Source organism: Flavobacterium sp. FlaQc-52 (assembly GCF_044007495.1).
Taxonomy (GTDB): Bacteria; Bacteroidota; Bacteroidia; order Flavobacteriales; family Flavobacteriaceae; genus Flavobacterium; species Flavobacterium cupriresistens.
The window spans coordinates 351,120-371,364 of the sequence record NZ_JBIPCV010000005.1 but is presented as its reverse complement, the minus strand read 5'-3'; the positions used below and the strand labels follow the sequence as shown (position 1 = coordinate 371,364).

Here is a 20,245-nt window from a genome sequence, read left to right as displayed (position 1 = left end):
AAACCCACCCAAAATTTGGAATTTGGAATTTGAGGTTTTGGAATTTATTTTTTAGTAAAGTCCCCTACATAAATAGAAGTCATTTTATCCAGACTGATATACTTTTTCAATACCGTATTTACTTCCTGAATTTTCAATGCTTTAACTTTACTTTCTAAATCATCGTAATCTTCCAATGGGATTCCGTAAATAAGATGTGTATTCACAAGCCCCATCAAAGTATCATCACTTCCTAATCTGGTTTTCCTTCCATTCTGCCAGCTTACTAAGTTTGTTTTTAATTCCTCCTCCGTAAATCCATCTTTTAATGCTTTTGTGATTTCTTCTTTTGTAGCCGCTTCAACCGCTCCTTTTTTAGTTGGATTTAGAAAAGCATAATATTCCCAAAAAGCAACATCATTATCAACCGGTACATTGATAAATGAACCAGCTCCATAACTAATTCCTTCTTTTTCTCTTAATCGCATTGGGATTCTTGCCGTCAAAAAGCCACCACTTCCAATGATTTCATTCACCATAATAAAGGCTGGATAATCCGGACTTTTTCGATCCATTTTCAAGCTGATTTTTCCAGTTGCCACAGCATTTTCTTTATCCGGAGTAATATAGTCTTTGTCTACTTTCTGACTATCAAAATAAGTTGGTTTGGCACGTTCGTATTTAGATTTAGAATTCCACTTCCCAAAAGTATTTTCGAGAATTTCGACTGTAGTTTTAGTATCTAAATCTCCAATAACACAACCTACCCCATTATTTGCTCCTAAAATGTTTTGGTAAAAATCTACTAACTCGGATTGTTTTATCTTTTTAAACGCATCTATTTGCTCCTGAATTGTTGCCGTGTAGAAGATATTTCCTTTCGGATATTTAGCCGTTAATCTTGAAATTTCATTAAAAGCTATCGCCTGAGGATCATTAAGATTGGATTCTAAGTAGGTATTGTACTCTGTAATTGTCTTTTGCAGCTCATTTTCAGGAAAGGTAGAATTAACCAGTAAATCACCTAATATCGCCATTACATCTTTAAAATTCTCTTTGTAGGTATTAATATTAACCGATAAAACTTGTTCTGAGAAACCAAAATTCACACTAGACTTCAATTGATCTAACTGATCCTGAATTTGCTCTTTTGTTCTGGTTTTAGTACCTGTTTTAAGCAATTGTGCCAAAATTCCACCAACATCTGCTTTACCGTCTAAATCCTTCTCATTACTTACATAGAATTTAAAACTCGCCTGAACCTTGCCTCCTTTTATTTCTTTTTTAACTAATCCGTATTTTGCACCATTACTTAATTTGCCTTCAACAAGATTTTGCTTTAAATTTTTGATGGATGCCTCAAATGGAGCGGCTTCTTTTTCGATTGCTTTTCCTTTGTAGTCTTTCGTCAAAGCAACCAATTGTTCGTCGGTATATTCTACCGCTTTCAGCCTTTGTTCGTCTTTTGACGGAATAAATATACCTACTGTTCTGTTGTTACTTTTAAAGTATTTTTCTGCTACTCTTTGTATATCTTCCTTTGTCAGTTTTTCAACCGCATCTCTATAAATAAAACCAAGTCTGTAATCTCCTGCTCCAATAATTTCTGTCAGACCAACTGCAAACGAAATAGTATTGTTTTTTACACTTTCAATTTGTTTTATCAATTTTGCTTTAGCTCTGTTTACATCTTCATCTGTATATTTTGTAGTTGTAATTTTATCCAACTCTGCTCTTACGATATTTTCGGTCTCTTTAATATCTTTATCGTTTGGTACTGCAACTCCAAAATACATAAAACTTGCATCTTTTACGGTAGGCTGCCAAGTGTAGATACTTGAAACTTTACGCGTTTCTACCAAAGATTTATACAGATAACCTGATGGATCTGCCGTTAAAATTTCAGCCAACGCATCAATTGCAGCATAATCTTTATCTGCATATGGTGCGGTATGATACACTGCTCCTACATTTTTGCTTTCACCTGCTCTTTTTAGTTCTACAAATTTTTCTCCGTCCTGAGCCGGTTCGAGTGTGTAAGGCTTAGCCAAAACTCTTTTCGGTTTTGGGATCACAGCAAAATACTGTCCAATATATTCTAATGCTTTCTGTTCATCAAACTTACCTGCAATAACCAAAACTGCATTGTCAGGCTGATAATACTTTTCGTAAAAAACCCTTAATGTATTTGCTTTTACACGTTCAATATCTTCTTTGCTTCCAATAGTACTATTTCCGTAGTTATGCCATAAATAAGCTGTTGACAGGATTCTTTCTTGTAAAACTGCATCTGGATTATTTTCACCTATTTCAAATTCATTTCTAACAACAGAAAATTCTTTGTCTAAATCTGCTTGTAAAATTGTCGAATTAATCATTCGGTCGGCCTCCATCTCGAGACTCCATTTCAGGTTCGCATCACTGGAAGGAAAAACTTCATAATAATTGGTTCGGTCAAACCAGGTCGTTCCGTTTGCATTTCCTCCTTTATCGGAAAGCATTTTTTTTATGTCTCCCAAATTTTTAGTACTCTTAAAAAGCATGTGCTCCAACAAATGCGCCATTCCTTTTTCGCCGTATCCTTCATTAATCGACCCCACTTTGTAAACGATATTTACAATCATATTACTTTGTGAAGCATCCGGAATTAAAAGAACTTTTAATCCGTTATTTAAAGCATATTCCTTTACCCCTTCTACATTTGTAATGTATTTAGGCTGTTCTTTTTTCTGAGCGTAAACAGAACTCATTACACCCAATGAGCAATACAAAATTCCCCCAAGCACTAATTTTTTCATATTTTTATTCAATTATAAAGTAAACTATTCTTTTATGACTTTATCAAATATAGTGCTTTTCAAATACAAAATGAATAATTTAAAATCCACTTTAATAAAAAAATCCGAAACAAACAGTTAAAATGTCGTCTCGGATTTTCTGAAATTATCGAAATTCAATTGGGATTTGAATTTTATTTTCTGCTCTATTAAATTTTAAAATTATACTGCTGCGCCGGAGTTTGTTGTTGCAACAGCTGCCTTTAAATGGGCTGCATTTGCACGTCCGCTTGGATCTTGATTTTCCTGCCATTTCGGTATCCATTTTCGAACGGTTTGCGCCGCACTGACCTGTGGATAATATTTATGAAAAATGGAACGGTACAAATAGGCTTCTTTGGTAGTAGGAGAATTATACGGAAACTCTGTATTTGCTCCTTCTAATTGCTGATCAGAAACCTGAGTCGCGCAATATTCGATTAATTCATCAATCCAATTATACCCCACTCCATCCGAGAATTGTTCTTTTTGACGCCATAAAATATCCGATGGCAAATAAGGCGTTTCGGGAGTATCAAATGCTTTTCTTAAGATGTATTTTTCGATTCCCTCGTATGTTTTAGGCTGTTTTTCTTCCGGTTTAATCAACATCGTAACATCCAGAAAGTTTCGGTCTAAAAACGGAATTCTTGTTTCTAAACCATTTGCCATTGTAGATTTATCGGCACGCAATAAATCGGCCGTAAATAATTTTTGGACTCTCTCGATACTTTCCTTTTGAAATTCTTCTGTTGATGGAGCATTTCTGAAATACAAATGTCCTCCAAAGATTTCGTCGGCACCTTCTCCGGAAAGAATTGCTTTTACTCCTTTATCGGCAATCGCTTTAGACAACAGGTACATAGGTACACTGGCTCTAACGGATATGATATCGTAAGTTTCGATATGAAAAATTATTTTTTCTAAAAGCCCTATTCCTTCTGCTACTGAAAAATGAACTTCATGATGGTCTGTTCCCAAAAATTCAGCCGCTTTTCTGGCAGCAATAGCATCGGGTGCATTTGCATCTAAAGCAATTGAAAAAGTTTTCAGTTTTTTCCCTTTGTCAGCTTTCAGTCGGGAAGTGATGGCCGCAATTAAAGAAGAATCCAAACCACCGGAAAGCAGTGCTCCAATGGGCACTTCACTCATCAAACGTTTACTCACGGCTGCTGTAAGACTTTCTCTGATCAAAGACAATTCAAGATCCTGACCTGCTTTTTCATAATCCTCATACTCCGGACGGTAATATTTCACAAAACCTGTTTTTGGAGTATAATAATGCCCCGGAGGGAAAGTTGAAAATGTTTTGCATTGATCTGCAATTGGCTTCATTTCGGAAGAAAAGTAAATTCTTCCTCTTTCGTCCAAACCATAATACAACGGTTTTACTCCTAATGGGTCTCTGCCGGCAATATAATCATCACCGTCAACGATTACGAAAGTCCAGTCACCATCTAATTTATTACAAAAATCATATCCATACTCTTCGTACAAATGCACGATCACTTCTGAGTCTGATTTTGTTCTGAAAGTGTGGTCTTTCAAAATTCCATTTCTTAATTCCTGGTAATTATAAATTTCACCATCGTGCACCATCCAGGCTTTATTAGTCCCCTGAATAGGTTGTTTCCCTGAATTAAGATCTATAATCGACAAGCTCTCGTGACAAATAATGCTTCCATTTTCCATGATCTGATAACCTCTTTCATCAGGACCACGGTGCGACATTCTTTCAGAAAGCGCTCTAACGAGCTGGGGATCTTTTCCTTTACCGATAACAGCTAATATTCCGGACATACTATTCTTTTTTTTATTTCTAAATGTTATTCAAAGTAAACATAAACCTCATTTTATGCCACTTTCTAAATTAAACTTAAACCACTCTCTTGAGTAATGTCAAATATAAAAAAGAAAGTTAAATAATTCCCAAATTATTATCTCAAGTAGCTGAAATAATACAATTTATTATCCTAAACCAAGAAAACGTCCTTACAATTAAGAACGTCTTTCCTGATACTAATTAATAAACAAAACCCCTTTATGCTTTAGCGTAGGCATCATCATGAACGCTGGCAACAGCTCTTCCTGATGGATCATTCATGTTTTTGAAAGCCTCATCCCACTCCAAAGCGATTTTGGTACTACAAGCTACACTGGCTTCCTGAGGTACACATAATGCTGCTGCATCACTTGGGAAGTGTTCTGCAAAAATAGAACGGTAGTAATATTCTTCTTTTGAAGTTGGCGTCTGTAACGGAAATTTAAATCTAGCGTTTGCCAATTGTTCATCTGAAACTTCTCTTGCTACTACTTCTTTCAAAGTATCAATCCAGCTGTATCCTACTCCATCCGAAAATTGTTCTTTTTGTCTCCATGCCACACTTTCCGGTAACATCTCTTCAAAAGCTTTACGAACTACCCATTTTTCCATCGGATGCTCTTTGTTGATCATTTTATCTTGTGGGTTGATGCGCATGGCAACGTCCATAAACTCTTTATCCAAGAATGGAACACGCCCTTCGATTCCCCAAGCCGCCAAACTTTTGTTGGCACGCAAACAATCGTACATATGTAGTTTCCCTAATTTGCGTACGTTTTCTTCGTGAAATTCTCTTGCGTTTGGTGCTTTATGAAAGTATAAATAACCTCCAAACAATTCATCTGCTCCTTCTCCCGAAAGGACCATTTTGATCCCCATTGATTTAATAACTCTCGCCATCAACCACATTGGAGTCGATGCTCTCACTGTAGTTACATCATACGTTTCCAGGTTATAAATCACATCACGAACTGCATCTAAGCCTTCCTGAATTGTAAATTTAATTTCATGGTGAATAGTTCCGATATGATCTGCAACAACTCTCGCAGCTGCTAAATCAGGTGAACCTTCCAGTCCAACTGAAAAAGAGTGCAATTGTGGGTACCAGGCATCTGTAGTATCGTCTGACTCAATACGTTTTTGTGCATATTTTTTAGCTACTGCTGAAGTAATAGACGAATCTAAACCTCCGGAAAGTAAAACTCCGTAAGGAACATCACTCATCAGTTGTCTGTGAACGGCTGCTTCCAATGCTTTTTTAATTTCAGGAATACTTGTTTCGTTGTCTTTTACCGCATCATAGTCCGTCCAGTCTCTTTTGTACCATTGTACAAATTCACCCTCTTTACTGGTCATATAATGTCCCGGAGGAAACAATTCAATTTTTGTACAGTACCCTTCTAACGCTTTCAATTCTGATGCTACATAAAAAGTACCATCCTGATCCCAACCGATATACAACGGAATAATTCCCATATGATCACGAGCGATAAAGTACTCATCTTTATCTACATCATAAATAGCAAATCCGAAGATTCCGTTCATTTCGTCAATAAAATGAGGCCCTTTTTCTTGATAGAGTGCTAAAATAACTTCGCAGTCACTTTCGGTTTGAAAGTCGTATTTTCCTTCAAATTGTTTGCGTAATTCTCTGTGGTTATAGATTTCACCGTTTGCTGCCAAAACCAATTTTTTATCTGCTGTAAACAAAGGCTGCTTCCCCGAAGCCGGATCTACAATTGCCAAACGCTCATGAGATAAAATTGCTTTATCGTTGCTATAAATACCACTCCAGTCCGGTCCACGGTGACGGATGATTTTAGACATTTCTAAAACTTGAGGTCTTAAACTTTCTGCTTTTTGCTTCAGATCAAAGGCACATACAATTCCACACATAACTATATCTTTTTATTTTATAAATTTTATTTTGATAAGGCAAAGATGCAGTAATGGTTATAATTGAAAAACACAAAAGCTAATTTCAGTTATAATTTAAAACCATAAAATCAATTTTACATATAAAATGTAAAATTTTAGTATAAAAAACAGGTTGGAACTTAAAAATTTTAATTTTTAAAAATAATTCTGGAAGAAATATAGTCTGGTAATTTAGAAACAGCCACTTGCAATTTAGATTGATTTAGCTTTTTTGCATTTTCATCTTTCAAATTGTAATTATAATTATCAAACAAATAATACATTAATACTCTATTATAGTCGTCCAAATCAGTATCAACTATCATATTTAATAAATTCATTTCCACTAATGTAGGATTGGAACTTTCAGAAAGAGCACGCCCAACTCTATTTATATTGGAGAAATAATGGTTCTCGGATGGATTTTCTATTCTTAAAGATATCCCTAAAATCAAATCTAAAACATTTATATCTAAAACCTCAATCTCCTTGATATATGTATTTCTTGCCCCTTGAGCATAACTCCCGTCACTAGCCCTGTCAAAACGATCATTCATTATATTAAGGTGAGATCGAAGAAAAATTTCCCATTTTGTAGTTTCTGCGGAAAGCATTGCAATATTCAAAGCATGTACTCTTGGGCTGTCATCCATACTACAGCCACCAATAACCCGCCTGTTTCTTTTTAATTCGAGTTCTTCCCTTTTTCCAATAAAACGACCTACATATTCTTCAAATTCTTCGTCTGAGGATTTATTTATTTTCGCTTCAATAAATGCTTCATTCAACATTAAATCAAAATTTTTATCAGCCTTTTCTATAGAATCTAATCGAGTAAATTTTACGGATTCCCATTTTTCTAAATTCTTTTGGTAAACCTTATATTCTTTTTCTGCGACCTCTTTATTCGCAATATCCTCTTTATTCTTTTTCATTGAATCAGCATCGAAAGCCATTTCGTCATAACCATAAATAAGAGATAATTTCTCATAGCTAAAACTTGGCTTTTTCAAAGTATTATTAACATACTCTTTAAATTTTGTTGCCTTGTTTGGCAAACTATCGAAATATCTAACACCTGAGTTTTTTGCATCTTTATAAAAAATTTGCGCAGTTGTGTCTATTAAACAATCCGCATACTGAATTAATTTAGCATACTTATCTACAATTGGTTTTGACTTAAATTCTTCTATAAAATAAAAAGCACGTAATGACTCCTTTGAATACTTTGTTTTTTCCTGATATTCAAAAACCCATTTACCTTTAAAATTATTGTTATAAGAATCTATCTCATTTTGACTAGAGCTTATTGTCTGTCTTTGCCTTTCCCCTAATTCTAAGCTTGAAAAATTTACATTTTTCACATGTTCATAATTAGTGTAGTGAGATTTTATCACAACTAAGTTCTCATCAAAAGCAGCCTTTGGATACTTCGTTTTAAAGTCGGAATACGATATATTATTTTCCAGATCTTTTTTAGCTTCTGATGCATCGGATTTGTTTATCTCAATAAAATTGACTTTTGTCTGGGCAGAGGAAAGAAAGATCTTCTTGAAATCACATACTTTAAATTTCAAATTCAACGAATCAACAATATGCTTCAGTTTTCCAACTGAGTTTTCAGAATAAATCAGTCCATTATCGTAAACTTTAAATTCTGTATTCTGAGCAGTTAAATCCATGCAAAACAAAACCATCAAAACAAAAAATATTCTCATAACTTTCTTCTTTTAAATTAATTACAAAACACTTTCAATAGTATAATGCGTTTTATTAATCTCAAATTCAAACCCTACTTTATTACCCATTAAATGATTCCCCAAAGGAGATTGAGGCGAAAGCGCAATAACGTTTATACCATCAATTGTAATTTTAGGAAGTGCTACACTGAGGTATAAATAAATTCCGTTAGCCTTTACCAAACTCCCTAAAACTATATTTTCTGTACTTTTTGATGCTTCAATTTTATCTAAAACGGCTTTTTGGCTTATTGCTTCTTTTAGTTTATTTGTTAATTTTTCCTGCTCGATATGCATCATCGACAAAGCGGTTTCGTGTTTATCACCGGCTGATCCTTTTGCATCGTTTTTAGAATCTTCAGTCAAAGCCGAAATCATGTCTCTGAAAACATCAATGCGGTCCTGAACCATTTGTAGATAATGGGAATATATTTTTTCTTTGAAAGTCATTTTTTTTTGAGGGGCTAAGTTACTGAGGTTCTAAGTTGCTGAGATTTTTGTTTAACCGCAAGGTACGCGAAGGTTTACGCAAAGATCGCAAATTAATCTCATTTTATTTCTAAAAAAAGTTAGCCACGAATTAACGAATATTACTAAAAATAATTCGTGAATTTCTGGCTAAAAAACTTCGCTCCTTGCCTTTATTTTTCGATTAAAATAAACTAAAGGCTCGCAAAGATTTTCTTTTGCACGCTGATCTGGCAGATTAGGCTGATCTAATTTACCTCTTAAAAAAAATCTGTGCAATCTGCCAGATCTGCATGCTAAAAAATTAGGTGCAAAATTAAAACGGAGCTGTAATGCTACAATTAAACTTTGCCAGTCTTATCTAAGCTTGGCAAAAAAGTTAGCCACGAATTAACGAATATCATTAAAAACAATTCGTTAATTCGTGGCTAAAAAAAACTTCGCGTTCCTTGCTTAACCCTTCGCGCACCTTGCGGTTAAACCCTTTTCTTAAAAGTCGAATTTATAATTTCCTCCTCCTAGAACCTGGAAGCCCTGCACCGGATAATTCAACCATTTTTCATAGGCCTGATTACCAATATTATTAAGTTTCAAGAAGAAAGTCAAACGTTCGCTGAACTTATACCCTACGTGAGCATTGGCATCAAAATAACTTTTTAAAGTAACAGGGGTTGCAACGGGTGCAATAGTCAAATTGGTCTGCATGTCTTTACGATCTCCCACATAAAAAACATTTAAACCGGCGTACCATTGTTTTGTAATAGTAACATCCAGATTGGAACTCAATTTAACCGTTGGTAAATTCCATGCTTCTAATTGGCCGTCATTTTTGTAACTATTGAAAGTTCCATTGATTCCAAAACTAACATTCTCGGAAAAATCAGCTTTCAATTCTCCATAAAAACGGAATGTTCTCAGGTCCTGATAAACCACTCCAAAAGAGTTTCCGTAAGCATAGTTTTCATTTGAGATAACTTCTGTATAATCATTACTTTTAAACAAGGCTCTGTCTTTTTCATTCAAATAAGATCCTGTAATGTTGTAATTGATATTATTAGCCAATTTTCCTTTTAAACCTGCAAAAACAGTGTATTGATTGTTTGTAGGTTTCACAGCGAGCGTTGGTGATAAAAACGGATTTTCGGTCACAAAATCAGCATAGGAATTCTGATTTAGTCCACCATTTACTCCCGTATAAAAAATCATCAAATCACCCACTAATTTATAAGAGGCATTTACTTTTGGATACAGATAAAACTTGTTTCCACTGTTTTCAGAATCTAAACCATAAAATATTCCGGCTCCTAATTCTAAGGTCCAGTCATTTTCCAGAATCACAAAACTAGGTTCAATTCCAAAATTGGTAAGACTGTATTTTAAAGGCTTCGTATTGTCACGGGCATAATTATTTTCGAACGAGCCGCTTACATGATCAATAATAACATTTGTATTTATAGATTGATCCATTACCTCTACTTTAAACGACGGCTTTACATAAAACCGGTTTTCAGAAGAAGAAAAACTATCGGAGAAATTAGTAAACCTTGCTTTTACTTTGCTAAAAATGCCTTCATTAAATTCAATATTTCCACCTAAAGAAATGGTATTATAAGAATGATTTGGATTCATTTTATTCACTAAATCAAAACGCTCACCCGGAAGCAATGTCGCACCAAATTCGGCAGGTAAACCGTACCAATTGTATATTTGATTCTGGTATCCTAAATCTACCGCCCAAGACATATCGCGATTGTCAACACCATATCCAACATTTAAGGCTGTGTCGTAAAATTCATCATTTAATTCTATATCCTTAATACCACCCTGAGAAGAATGATGGCGAAACATTCCGGTAATATAATCGCTGTTTCCTAAATCCTGCGTTACAAACAATTCCCCGTTTAGAGTTCCATAATTTCCAACTCCAACAGTGGCGTAATTACTGAATAAACGCTCTTGTTTTGATTTCTCAACCCCTTCTGCTTTTCCTTTTGAGGGTGTAAAAGTCGAAGCCACAGGAACCGATAAAATACTGTATTTGATCGTTTCCTTAGGTTGATTTCCTGAATCGTCAAGCGAAGGAGTTTCTTTTACTTTAAAGGCATCCGAAATGGTTGGTGAATAAGGTTTTACAACATTTACCGTTTCTGTCCCAATGCTCTCCTCTTTCTTCTGCGAAAAGGAAAGCTGAAAAGCAAACAGCATTATCAAAATGATGGATTTATTCTGGAAATTAATTTTCATATTTCTCTTATTTTGTAAAAGGTGTTTTGTAAAATGTAAAAGGTCTTTTTAAGGCATTTTACATTTCACTTTTCACAAATTACATTTTACATTATCTTATTTCTTAATTTATCTTTCTAATCTAAACTTCCCAATCACCCTTGGCGACAAACTGACTTTTACCTCCAATTTGTATGGCAAAATTATCTTCTGTTAATGCTCCTTTAAAATAAATCTGCGACGGGCGGTTTATAAAATCCCCCTGCTGATTTATTGTTTCAATCTTAGCCGAGTGGTATTTTAAAAGAAAAGCCTGTAAACACGTACTGGCACTTCCTGTTGCAGCATCTTCAACCAATTGGTTGTGTTCTACGCATAACATTCTGCTTATTATTTTTGAATCTTCCCAAACATAAAAATAAAGAGCCCTGTGATTTGTTTTGCAATTCTTTATCAACCAATCGTTCATTTTATCTTTATCCAAAACCAAGGCTTTTAAAGCTGCTACACTTTTTAAAGGAACAATTACAAAAGCACTTCCCGTTGTCACTTCCTGAATTGGGTATTGCACATCAAAGTCATCACTTTTCAGATTACTGAAGGATAAAAAACCTTCCTTATCAAACACCTCTAAAAACTCTGGTTGAGCTGCTTTTAACCAAATCAAATCCTCCGTTTTATGAATCGGAATTTCACCAATCGGAACCTGAAGTGTAATTGCTTCAGGAGCATTTTGGAATATTTTATGCATCAACACCCAAGAAGTTCCAATAATCGGATGTCCCGCAAACTTCATTTCGTGTGCCGGTGTAAAAATTTTAATCTCTGCTTTATTGTTTTCAAAATCAAGCTTTGTAATAAAAGTGCTTTCAGCGAAATTTATCTCTTTGGCTATTTTTTGCATTTCTTCCGAACTAAGATTACCCGCCTGTAAAAAAACCGCCAACTGATTTCCGGCGTATTTCTTTTCAGCAAAAACATCAATAATATAAAATGGTAAAGTCATGTTTGTAAAATCTATTTTGTGAGATGTACTTTGTGATCTGTGAATTGTAAAATGTATTTTGTGAGTTGCAAAATGGAAAATATTTCACTTTTAACTTTTGACATCTCACATTCAACATTTCACCCAAAAAACCTATTTCGTAATTGATGAATTTGTTTTTGACTCCTCTAACTTAATAACACTTAGTTCTTTTTTAGCTTCCTCTACTACATCCGGATAATCGGTAAAATTGTTAATTACATTATCTAAAATATAAGTCGCCTGATAACTGTCTTTTAATCCGTAGAAATTTTCGGCCATCAAAACCAGACTCTTTGCTCCGTAATACTTATAAGCGGAGTAGCTTTTGGCTAATTTCTGAACGGAAACATTTGAGGCTTCAAATTTGCCTTCTTTCGTTTTAAAATAGGCATCATAATACAAGGCTTCGGCCGCCAATTCTCCTTTTGATGTTGCAGACAATTTTGCATACGCTGCTTTTGCTTTGTCCTGATCTCCGGTTTGCATGGCAGCACGTGCTACAATAATTTGCGCATCTGATTTTACATTGGCATCAGCTTTTGGATTTTGCAACACCTTATCTGCATAAACTACCGAATTGTTATAATCTTTTTTATCATAATAACACTTCATTAAATTCGCCTGAGCGAAAGTTTTATTCTGAGGAAAGTCGGCTTCGTCCTCTAAACGAACCAATACGGGAATTGCTTTGTCACAGTCTTTTGCTTTCAAGAAAATCTGAGACAATCGGCTTAACGACTGTTCTGTGAATTCATTTCTTGGCTGATCAATCACATATTGGTAATTGGCTACCGATTTACTTTCAGAACCTTCTGCATAATACAACTGTGCTATGTAAAAATTAGCCTCCACTGCGTGAATCCCGGATGGAAATTTAGCGATGTAACCTGCAAGACCTGTAATAGCGGCTTTGCTGTTATTTTGACTGTACTGTTTAAAAGCTCCTTCGTACGTATCGTTATCCAATTCTGCATCTGTAACCGCAACAAAGTCCAATGTTCGTACCCAGGTAGCATATTCATCTACTTTTCCTGAATCAACGTAGATTAATCTTGCTGTTGAAACCGCTTCTAAAGCTTCTGATGTTTTTGGAAATTCAGCCGCCACTTTTTTAAATTTAACTAAAGCCTGTTCGTCACGATCTGTATTGTAATAAATCAGACCTTGTTTCAGAATAGATTTTGAAGTAAACGAACCGTTTTTGTACTCGGAAATTAACTGATCGTATGTTTTGATCGCTAAATCATTCTTTTTCTGAGCTACATAAGTATTCCCCAATTCATACAAAACATCATCTCTATAGGATGATTTTTTATACATCAGCAGGAAATTATTCAGTTCCTCTATTTTTTTGTCATTTTTAGACACAAAACCATACGAAAGTGCTTTCTGATATTGTGCATAATCGGCATCAACGCCTTTTGCATCAATTGCTTTTGCATAAGCTTCCATTGCAGGAGCATATTTTGCAGTTACAAATCGGCAATCTCCTAAGCGTAAATACGAATCATTCAAACGTACTTTGTCTTCTTTTGAATTGTCAATTTGTGCCTGAAAAGAATTTCCGGCCTGATCGTACTCTTTTAGTTTAAAATAAGCGTAAGCAATATTGTAGTTAATGTTTTTGTATTCTTCTGTCGTTTTAGCACCCGCCAAACCTGCAAATTGTTTGTAACTCAGCAATGCCGATTGAAAATCGTCTGTTACATATTCTGATTCTGCCTTCCAGAAAGTTGCACGTGCTGTAAACTCAGGATTCTTTTGCTCTTTGACCGCATTATTGAACATCTTTAAGGCTTCTGCATAATTCGATTCCGAATACAATTCCAGACCTCTATAAAAAAGCACCTTTTGGTAGGCTAATTTGTTTTCTGCAGATCTATTTTTCTCTAATAAAATCAAGGCTTCTTTATAATTTTTAGAAGAAATATAAGAATCAACCAATAATTTTTCTACTTCCCCTTTACTGGAATTGTTTGGGTATTTTTTCAAAAAATCAAGTAAAATTCCCGGAACCGTTTGATATACATTCCCGATTTCATAGCTCAACTTAGCGTAATTCAAAGCGGCATCTTCCTGAATTTGAGTATTGAACTCCATTTCAGACGCGTTTTTAAAAGCATTCAGGGCTTCTTGTTTTTTACCCGTATTCAGGTAACTTAAACCTAAATGGTAGTAGGCATTTTGCGCAACGAAATCTTTTCCTTCAATAATTTTATTAAATTGAGATATAGCACTTTCGTAGTTTTTTTGCTCGTAATAGGCATACCCTAATTGATAAAAATCGGTGTTGTTCCACTTTCCTTTTTTTCCTTTGTATTCTTCTAAAAACGGAATCGCTTTGTCGTATTGTTTTAGATTGAAATAACACTCTCCGATGATTTTATTCAATTCTGATTTTTCAATTTCATTTGATTTATTCATTGCTTTTTGCCCTAAATCAATTGCTTTTTGAAAATTTCCTAATTTAAAATTCATATCAGCCTGATAGTATGAAAGCTTTTCTTTGTACTTTTCTTCGCCTGAAACCTCATCAAAATATTTGGTTGCTTCTTTATAATCATCGCCTTCGTAGGCCATAAATCCTAAGTAATATTTGGCCTGAGAACCAAACTCGGCGGAATTAACCACTTTATTAAAATACGTGGTGGCTTCCTTCTTCTTTTTAGCATTAAAATAGCTGTAGCCTTTTTGAAAATTAAACTTATCCAAGTCAGACTTGCTCATGTAACTTTCATCAACTTTATCAAACCATTGCAACGCTTTTGGATAATTTCCCTGCTCAAAGAAAAAATGAGCAACTTCAATATAAGCCTGATTTTGTTTGGTACTGGTTGGATAATCGGTTACAAACTTTTCCATCAGTTCATCTGCATTTGGCTGATTGGTTCTAATGGCACAGTTGGCGATATAATAGGCACAATCGGACTGAACTTCTTCTGTCGTTGCATTGTTTTTTACATATTCAAAAATAGGTTTTGCCGAAGCATATTGTTTGTCTTTGTATAAAGCCAGTGCTTTGTCAAAATCCTTTAAATCGTAGGTATAAATAGCTGATTTTTGTGCCGAAACCGTCGTCGAAATAAGGATAATTTGGAATAAAAAGAACCAGGAAAGTCTACGCATTTTAGTTTTATTTAGTATTCAAATTTATCATTTTCTACCGTTTATAACGAAACGTTTCAATCTTTTATTATGATTCTTTTTTTTAATGGTGCTTATTTAACAGCTTATTAATCCTCAAAATATTGGTTCTCAAATGTTCTAAAACTATTATTTTTTATAACGTTTTCTTCAGAAATGATTAAAATTTATTTTGAATCCAACCGTTATCTTATTACTTTTACCATTCAAATCAATTTATTATGTCACAAACCGTACTGTCTCTTAAAGAAGTAACTATATATCAGGAAGGAAGAAAAATTTTATCTCATATTAATTTAGATGTCCAACACGGAGAATTCATCTACATTATTGGAAAAACCGGTTCCGGAAAAAGTAGCTTCATGAAAACTTTATACGGTGATTTGCCTTTAAGCGAAGGAGAAGGTCACATTGTTGAATTTGATTTGGCAGCTTTAAAAGAAAGCGAAATCCCGTTTTTGAGACGTAAAATCGGAATCGTATTTCAGGATTTCAAATTGCTACCGGACCGCTCTGTAAAAGACAATATGCTTTTTGTTCTAAAAGCAACAGGCTGGCATGAAAAAGAGGCAATGGAGCACAAAATTGATGAAGTTCTGGACAAAGTAGGAATGAAGGAATTTGTGAACAAAATGCCGCACCAACTTTCCGGAGGTGAACAACAACGTGTTGCCATCGCAAGAGCTTTATTAAACGATCCTGAATTTATTTTGGCCGATGAACCAACCGGAAACCTTGATCCGCAAACAAGTTCTGAGGTTTTGGAGGTATTGAAAAAAATCAATGCTAATGGTAAAACGATTATCATGGCCACTCACGATTATGCTTTATTGATGAAATTCCCTTCGAAAACATTAAAATGTGAAGATGAAAGGATTTTTGAGGTTGTGCAACGCAGCGTGTAATGCTTTCTATCTTAATTCCGGTTTACAATTACAATGTTTTTACGCTGGTAGAAATACTAAACAAACAAACGCTGGAATGCGATATCGTCTTTGAAATTATCTGTCTGGATGATGCTTCTGAGTATTTTTTAGCTGAAAACAAAAAGATCAATCAATTTAAGAATGCGACTTATTCGGTTTTAGAAAAAAACATCGGAAGAAGTGCTATTCGGAATTTACTGGCTCAAAAAGCAAGTTATGAAAACCTGCTTTTTCTCGATGCCGATACTATTCCTGCTTCTGAAAATTATATTTCAACTTATATTTCGCAGATCAATAACGTCGAAAAAATTGTTTACGGTGGAATCCTCTACGAAGACATAAAACCTTCCAAAAATGAAATTCTACGTTGGATTTACGGCATAAAAAGAGAAGCATTAAAGGTCTCTGATCGAAACAGCAGCCCTTATCTTTCCTTTCTGACTTTAAATTTCCTGATCAAAAAAAGTATTTTTTCAAAAGTTGCTTTTAACGAAGACATCCCGAATCTGAGACATGAAGACACGCTCTTTTCGTTTGATTTAATGCAAAAACAGATTGAGATTGTACATTCTGAAAATCCTGTTTATCATTTAGGTTTAGAAAGCAGCGAAACCTTTCTGAGCAAATCGGAAGAAGCTGTTTTAGCCTTAAAAAACTTAATCGATTCTAACCTGATTTCAACGGAATATGTGAAGTTGTCTCATTACTTCCAAATCCTGAAAAAATACCATCTAAGACCTTTAACTGCTTTTGGATTCCGTCTTTTCAAGCCTTTACTTAAAAGACAGTTGCTAGGAAAACACCCGTCTCTTTTTATTTTTGATCTTTATCGATTGGGGTATTATTGCACTTTAAAAACCAACTAGATGTCTTTTTTTTCTATCATAATTCCGCTCTATAATAAAGAAGATTTTATCGAAAACACAATACAAAGTGTTCTCGATCAAAATTTTCAGGGCTTTGAAATTATTATAGTTAATGATGGGTCAACGGACAAAAGTGAAGAAAAAGTATTTCAATTCAACGACAGTCGAATACACTATTTCTCTAAAAAAAACGAAGGAGTTTCCATCGCACGGAACTTCGGAATCGACAAAGCAAAAGCTAATTTCATAACATTTTTGGATGCAGATGATTATTGGTATCCTGATTTTTTAGCTGTTATGCATCAAGGAATAAATGATTTCCCAAATCAAAAAATTTTCTCAGGCGCAATTGAAATTGAAACTTCAAGAAAGAGATTTCCGGCTCAATATTCTGTCACTATCACCAACGATTTTCAACTTGTAAATTACTTTAAAGCGAGTCAGAAAGAATCAATTATTTGGACTTCCTGTGCCGTCTTTCACAAAAGTATTTTTGAAGAAACAGGTAATTTTGATCCACAAATAAAAAGTAATCAAGATACTGATTTATGGATCCGTATCGGGTTAGTTTATCCTATTTTATTTTCCGGTAAAATTCTGGCGCGTTACATATATGATAAAAATAGCCTATCAAGAAACAATAACTTATTAAATGCCAAAATGAATTTATTGAAATTTATTGAAATCGAAAAAACAAATCAGGATTTGAAAAATATCCTGGATTTAAATCGATTTTCGTTAGCAATAAAAAGTAAATTAAATTCGGATAAAATTCTCTTCAACTATTATTACAGAGGAATTGATTTAAAAAAAATAGGAATTAAAAAAAGGTTTCTACTGTTACTTCCTCCTTATTTACTACGCTTTCTAATTCAACTCAAACTTACTCTAGCAAATTTAGGCCTTGGATCCTCTGTTTTTAAATAATTTAAAATTTTTATATTCTCTGATATAATCTTCTTCTTCGAATCCATCTGAGGCCAACACCAAACAAACAGCACCTGACGAAAAATTTCGTAGCTCCCGCCATATTCCATCGACAATCAATAAACCAAAATTAGGTTTATTAAGAAGCATGATTTTTGTAGTTTTCCCATCTTTTAAAACCACATCAAAACTTCCGCTTAAAGCAATTAAAAATTCCTGCTGCTTTTTATGTGCATGTCCACCACGTTTACTCCCACTTGGCACATCATACAAATAGTAAACCCTTTTCGAAACAAACGGAATAGTTGTTCCCTCGATAACCGAAAGATTCCCTCGCCTATCCTGAATTTTTGGAATTTCTATAAATTGAACCTCTGCATTTGTAGTCATAATTTATCATGAGTTAATCGTTTGTATTTTTCAATTCCCTTACTTCCTTCTCTGTATTTTTTTACTGCTTGAGAAAATCTTATATTTTTTTTTCGAATTAAAAAAAATACATATTTTAAAAGCCATCCATAAGCCAACACACCGTATAATTTGTAAAATAAAGCTGCTCTGGAAAAAATTAAAATATCTGTCCCTTCCATTTTTCCTGAAGACATCTCCGGATGTGAAACAATTACTTTTGGATTAGACCAAACCTTTAATTTCTGGTCTAAAGCTGCTCTTAAAAACAAAAATTCTTCTGCTGTTTCAAAAAGGGCCCCTAAACCAAAATTCTCTTCAAATCGAAGTTCCTTCTTTTTGATTTCTTCCAATCTGAACGCAATTTCAATAGAACTTACATTCCAAATACTTTTTCTGTCATGCTCAAAGATGTTATCCCTGTTTTTTATCGGCTTGAAATTTCCAGATCTGGTATGATTAAACGTAATTATGTCAGCATTTTGTTGCTCCTCAAAAACCAAAGTAATACTTTCTCTTAAATTTTCTTCAAAAATAACATCATCATCAGCAATAAGACAGATTTTTTTACAAGCGTTATCAATTGCCTTATTTCTACTTTTAGACAAACCTTTTTCTCGGCAGTTTATCACCTTAACAGAATCAAATTCAGAACTTAAAAAACTACTTTCTGATTGATTAACAATTAACAAATTAAAATTCGAAAAATGTTTATGTGGAAACATTGGCAACAAAAAATTAAAATTGCTCCTATCTTTGGTCGCAATTAAAATTTCAAGATCGTTTTCATAAAAAACATTTTGCATTTTGATATATATTTACGTAAATATAAATATTTTCGACAAACATGAGAATACTATTAGTGGGAGAATACAGCAGATTACACAATTCCTTGAAAGAGGGTTTGGAAATCTTTAATCATGAGGTCACAATAATAGCAACGGGAGACAGTTTTAAACAATTCCCTGTAGATTATTCTATTTTTCCAAAGTTTTTCTTAAACAATTCATTCTTAGATTTTTGCAACAAAATCTTATTCCGACTTTTCAAAATCGACTTACAATTGGCAGAAAAGGGAATCCGGTTCTGGAGATTTTTACCCCAATTAAAAGATTATGATGTTGTTCAATTAATCAATTCAAATGCAATTGAAACTTATCCTTTTTTCTCTAAATATTTATTAAAAAAATTATTTAATCAAAATAAAAAAAGCTTTCTTTTAGTTTGCGGAGAAGATACACCAATCATTGATTTCATGTTGAAAGACGCATTAAAATATTCTATTTTATCACCGCTCTTACAAAATAAAGAACTGGAATCAAATTATCATTTTTCACTAAAATATACACAGAACAATTATCGCAATTTATATAATTTTATTGAATCGAACACCTGTAAAACAATCGTTTCTGACTTAGATTATAAAATCCCATTACCCGAAAAGATCCTAATTCCTAATCCTATTAATATTAACAAAATAAACTTTCAACCTTTAGATGCTTCAGAAAAAATAATTATTTTTTTAGGAAAAAATAAAAATAGCGAAATCAAAAAAGGCATTTCTTATTTCGAACAAGCACTTAAAATAATTAGCCAAAAATATGACGATAAAGTTCGCGTAATAATAGTAGAAAACATACCTTATAAAAAATACATTACATCATACAATAATGCCCATATTTTACTTGATCAAGTCTATTCTTACGATCAAGGATATAACGCACTGGAAGCCATGGCAAAAGGAAAAGTAGTCTTTACAGGTGCAGAAATTGAATTTACCACTTATTATAATATCACAGAAAGAGTATGTATAAATGCAATGCCTGATGTTAATTATTTAGTAAATGAATTGTCTTTCTTAATTGAAAATCCAGATGAAATTATCTCTATTGGAAACCGCGCCAGAGCTTTTATTGAAAGTGAGCATAATTATATCAAAATTGCTCAAAAGTACTTAAAAAGTTGGGAAACCAACTAATAAAA

Annotated in this window: 14 protein-coding genes; 4 read left to right on the top strand and 10 right to left on the bottom strand. The window is 33.8% G+C overall.

The features are described 5' to 3' along the window. Window positions 1–44: 44 nt before the first annotated feature. The 8 genes from ACHRV5_RS11965 to ACHRV5_RS11930 all read right to left on the bottom strand — a co-directional run bounded on the left by ACHRV5_RS11965 (window position 45) and on the right by ACHRV5_RS11930 (window position 15,117). Window positions 45–2,777, bottom strand: a complete 2,733-nt coding sequence (locus ACHRV5_RS11965; RefSeq protein ID WP_395426908.1) for a M16 family metallopeptidase — start codon at window positions 2,775–2,777, stop codon at window positions 45–47. Between the two features lie 201 nt (window positions 2,778–2,978). After that, the gene (asnB, locus tag ACHRV5_RS11960) at window positions 2,979–4,595 is read right to left on the bottom strand and encodes an asparagine synthase B (protein ID WP_047775533.1); all 1,617 of its coding nucleotides are present in this window, start codon (window positions 4,593–4,595) and stop codon (window positions 2,979–2,981) included. A 241-nt stretch (window positions 4,596–4,836) separates the two neighbouring features. Further along, a complete protein-coding gene (gene asnB / locus ACHRV5_RS11955) occupies window positions 4,837–6,513 on the bottom strand; it encodes an asparagine synthase B (protein ID WP_395426907.1) in 1,677 nt (558 codons plus the stop codon). 170 nt (window positions 6,514–6,683) lie between these two features. Next, on the bottom strand, window positions 6,684–8,252 hold the full coding sequence (locus tag ACHRV5_RS11950) for a hypothetical protein (protein WP_395426906.1): 1,569 nt from the start codon (window positions 8,250–8,252) through the stop codon (window positions 6,684–6,686). A gap of 21 nt (window positions 8,253–8,273) precedes the next feature. Beyond that, a complete protein-coding gene (locus ACHRV5_RS11945) occupies window positions 8,274–8,723 on the bottom strand; it encodes a hypothetical protein (protein ID WP_395426905.1) in 450 nt (149 codons plus the stop codon). Window positions 8,724–9,230: 507 nt separating this feature from the next. Beyond that, entirely contained in the window at window positions 9,231–10,985 is a 1,755-nt protein-coding gene (locus ACHRV5_RS11940) for a TonB-dependent receptor (protein ID WP_047775772.1), read from the bottom strand. 121 nt (window positions 10,986–11,106) lie between these two features. Continuing rightward, a complete protein-coding gene (locus tag ACHRV5_RS11935) occupies window positions 11,107–11,970 on the bottom strand; it encodes a PhzF family phenazine biosynthesis protein (protein WP_395426904.1) in 864 nt (287 codons plus the stop codon). A gap of 132 nt (window positions 11,971–12,102) precedes the next feature. Then, window positions 12,103–15,117, bottom strand: coding sequence for a tetratricopeptide repeat protein (locus tag ACHRV5_RS11930; RefSeq protein ID WP_395426903.1), 3,015 nt, complete (start codon window positions 15,115–15,117; stop codon window positions 12,103–12,105). A gap of 239 nt (window positions 15,118–15,356) precedes the next feature. On the opposite strand from ACHRV5_RS11930, the gene ACHRV5_RS11925 reads away from it, so the two are divergent. The 3 genes from ACHRV5_RS11925 to ACHRV5_RS11915 are packed head-to-tail and all read left to right on the top strand — an operon-like array spanning window position 15,357 to window position 17,854. Further along, window positions 15,357–16,040, top strand: coding sequence for a cell division ATP-binding protein FtsE (locus ACHRV5_RS11925; RefSeq protein WP_047775522.1), 684 nt, complete (start codon window positions 15,357–15,359; stop codon window positions 16,038–16,040). Continuing rightward, complete coding sequence (locus tag ACHRV5_RS11920) at window positions 16,040–16,927, top strand: glycosyltransferase family 2 protein (RefSeq protein ID WP_395426902.1); 888 nt, start codon at window positions 16,040–16,042, stop codon at window positions 16,925–16,927. The genes ACHRV5_RS11925 and ACHRV5_RS11920 overlap by 1 nt, the downstream gene beginning before the upstream one ends. Further along, window positions 16,928–17,854, top strand: coding sequence for a glycosyltransferase family 2 protein (locus ACHRV5_RS11915; RefSeq protein WP_395426901.1), 927 nt, complete (start codon window positions 16,928–16,930; stop codon window positions 17,852–17,854). Here the strand turns inward: ACHRV5_RS11915 and ACHRV5_RS11910 are convergent. After that, window positions 17,825–18,244 carry a sugar 3,4-ketoisomerase gene (locus tag ACHRV5_RS11910; RefSeq protein ID WP_395426900.1) on the bottom strand — a complete coding sequence of 140 codons (420 nt, stop codon included), beginning with the start codon at window positions 18,242–18,244 and terminating at the stop codon, window positions 17,825–17,827. The two genes, ACHRV5_RS11915 and ACHRV5_RS11910, sit on opposite strands and share 30 nt — an antisense overlap. Next, the gene (locus ACHRV5_RS11905; RefSeq protein ID WP_395426899.1) at window positions 18,241–18,987 is read right to left on the bottom strand and encodes a glycosyltransferase family A protein; all 747 of its coding nucleotides are present in this window, start codon (window positions 18,985–18,987) and stop codon (window positions 18,241–18,243) included. The genes ACHRV5_RS11910 and ACHRV5_RS11905 overlap by 4 nt, the downstream gene beginning before the upstream one ends. A 122-nt stretch (window positions 18,988–19,109) precedes the next feature. Here ACHRV5_RS11905 and ACHRV5_RS11900 point away from each other — a divergent pair, with 122 nt between their 5' ends. Further along, entirely contained in the window at window positions 19,110–20,240 is a 1,131-nt protein-coding gene (locus tag ACHRV5_RS11900; RefSeq protein WP_395426898.1) for a glycosyltransferase, read from the top strand. The last annotated feature ends 5 nt before the right edge of the window (window positions 20,241–20,245 follow it).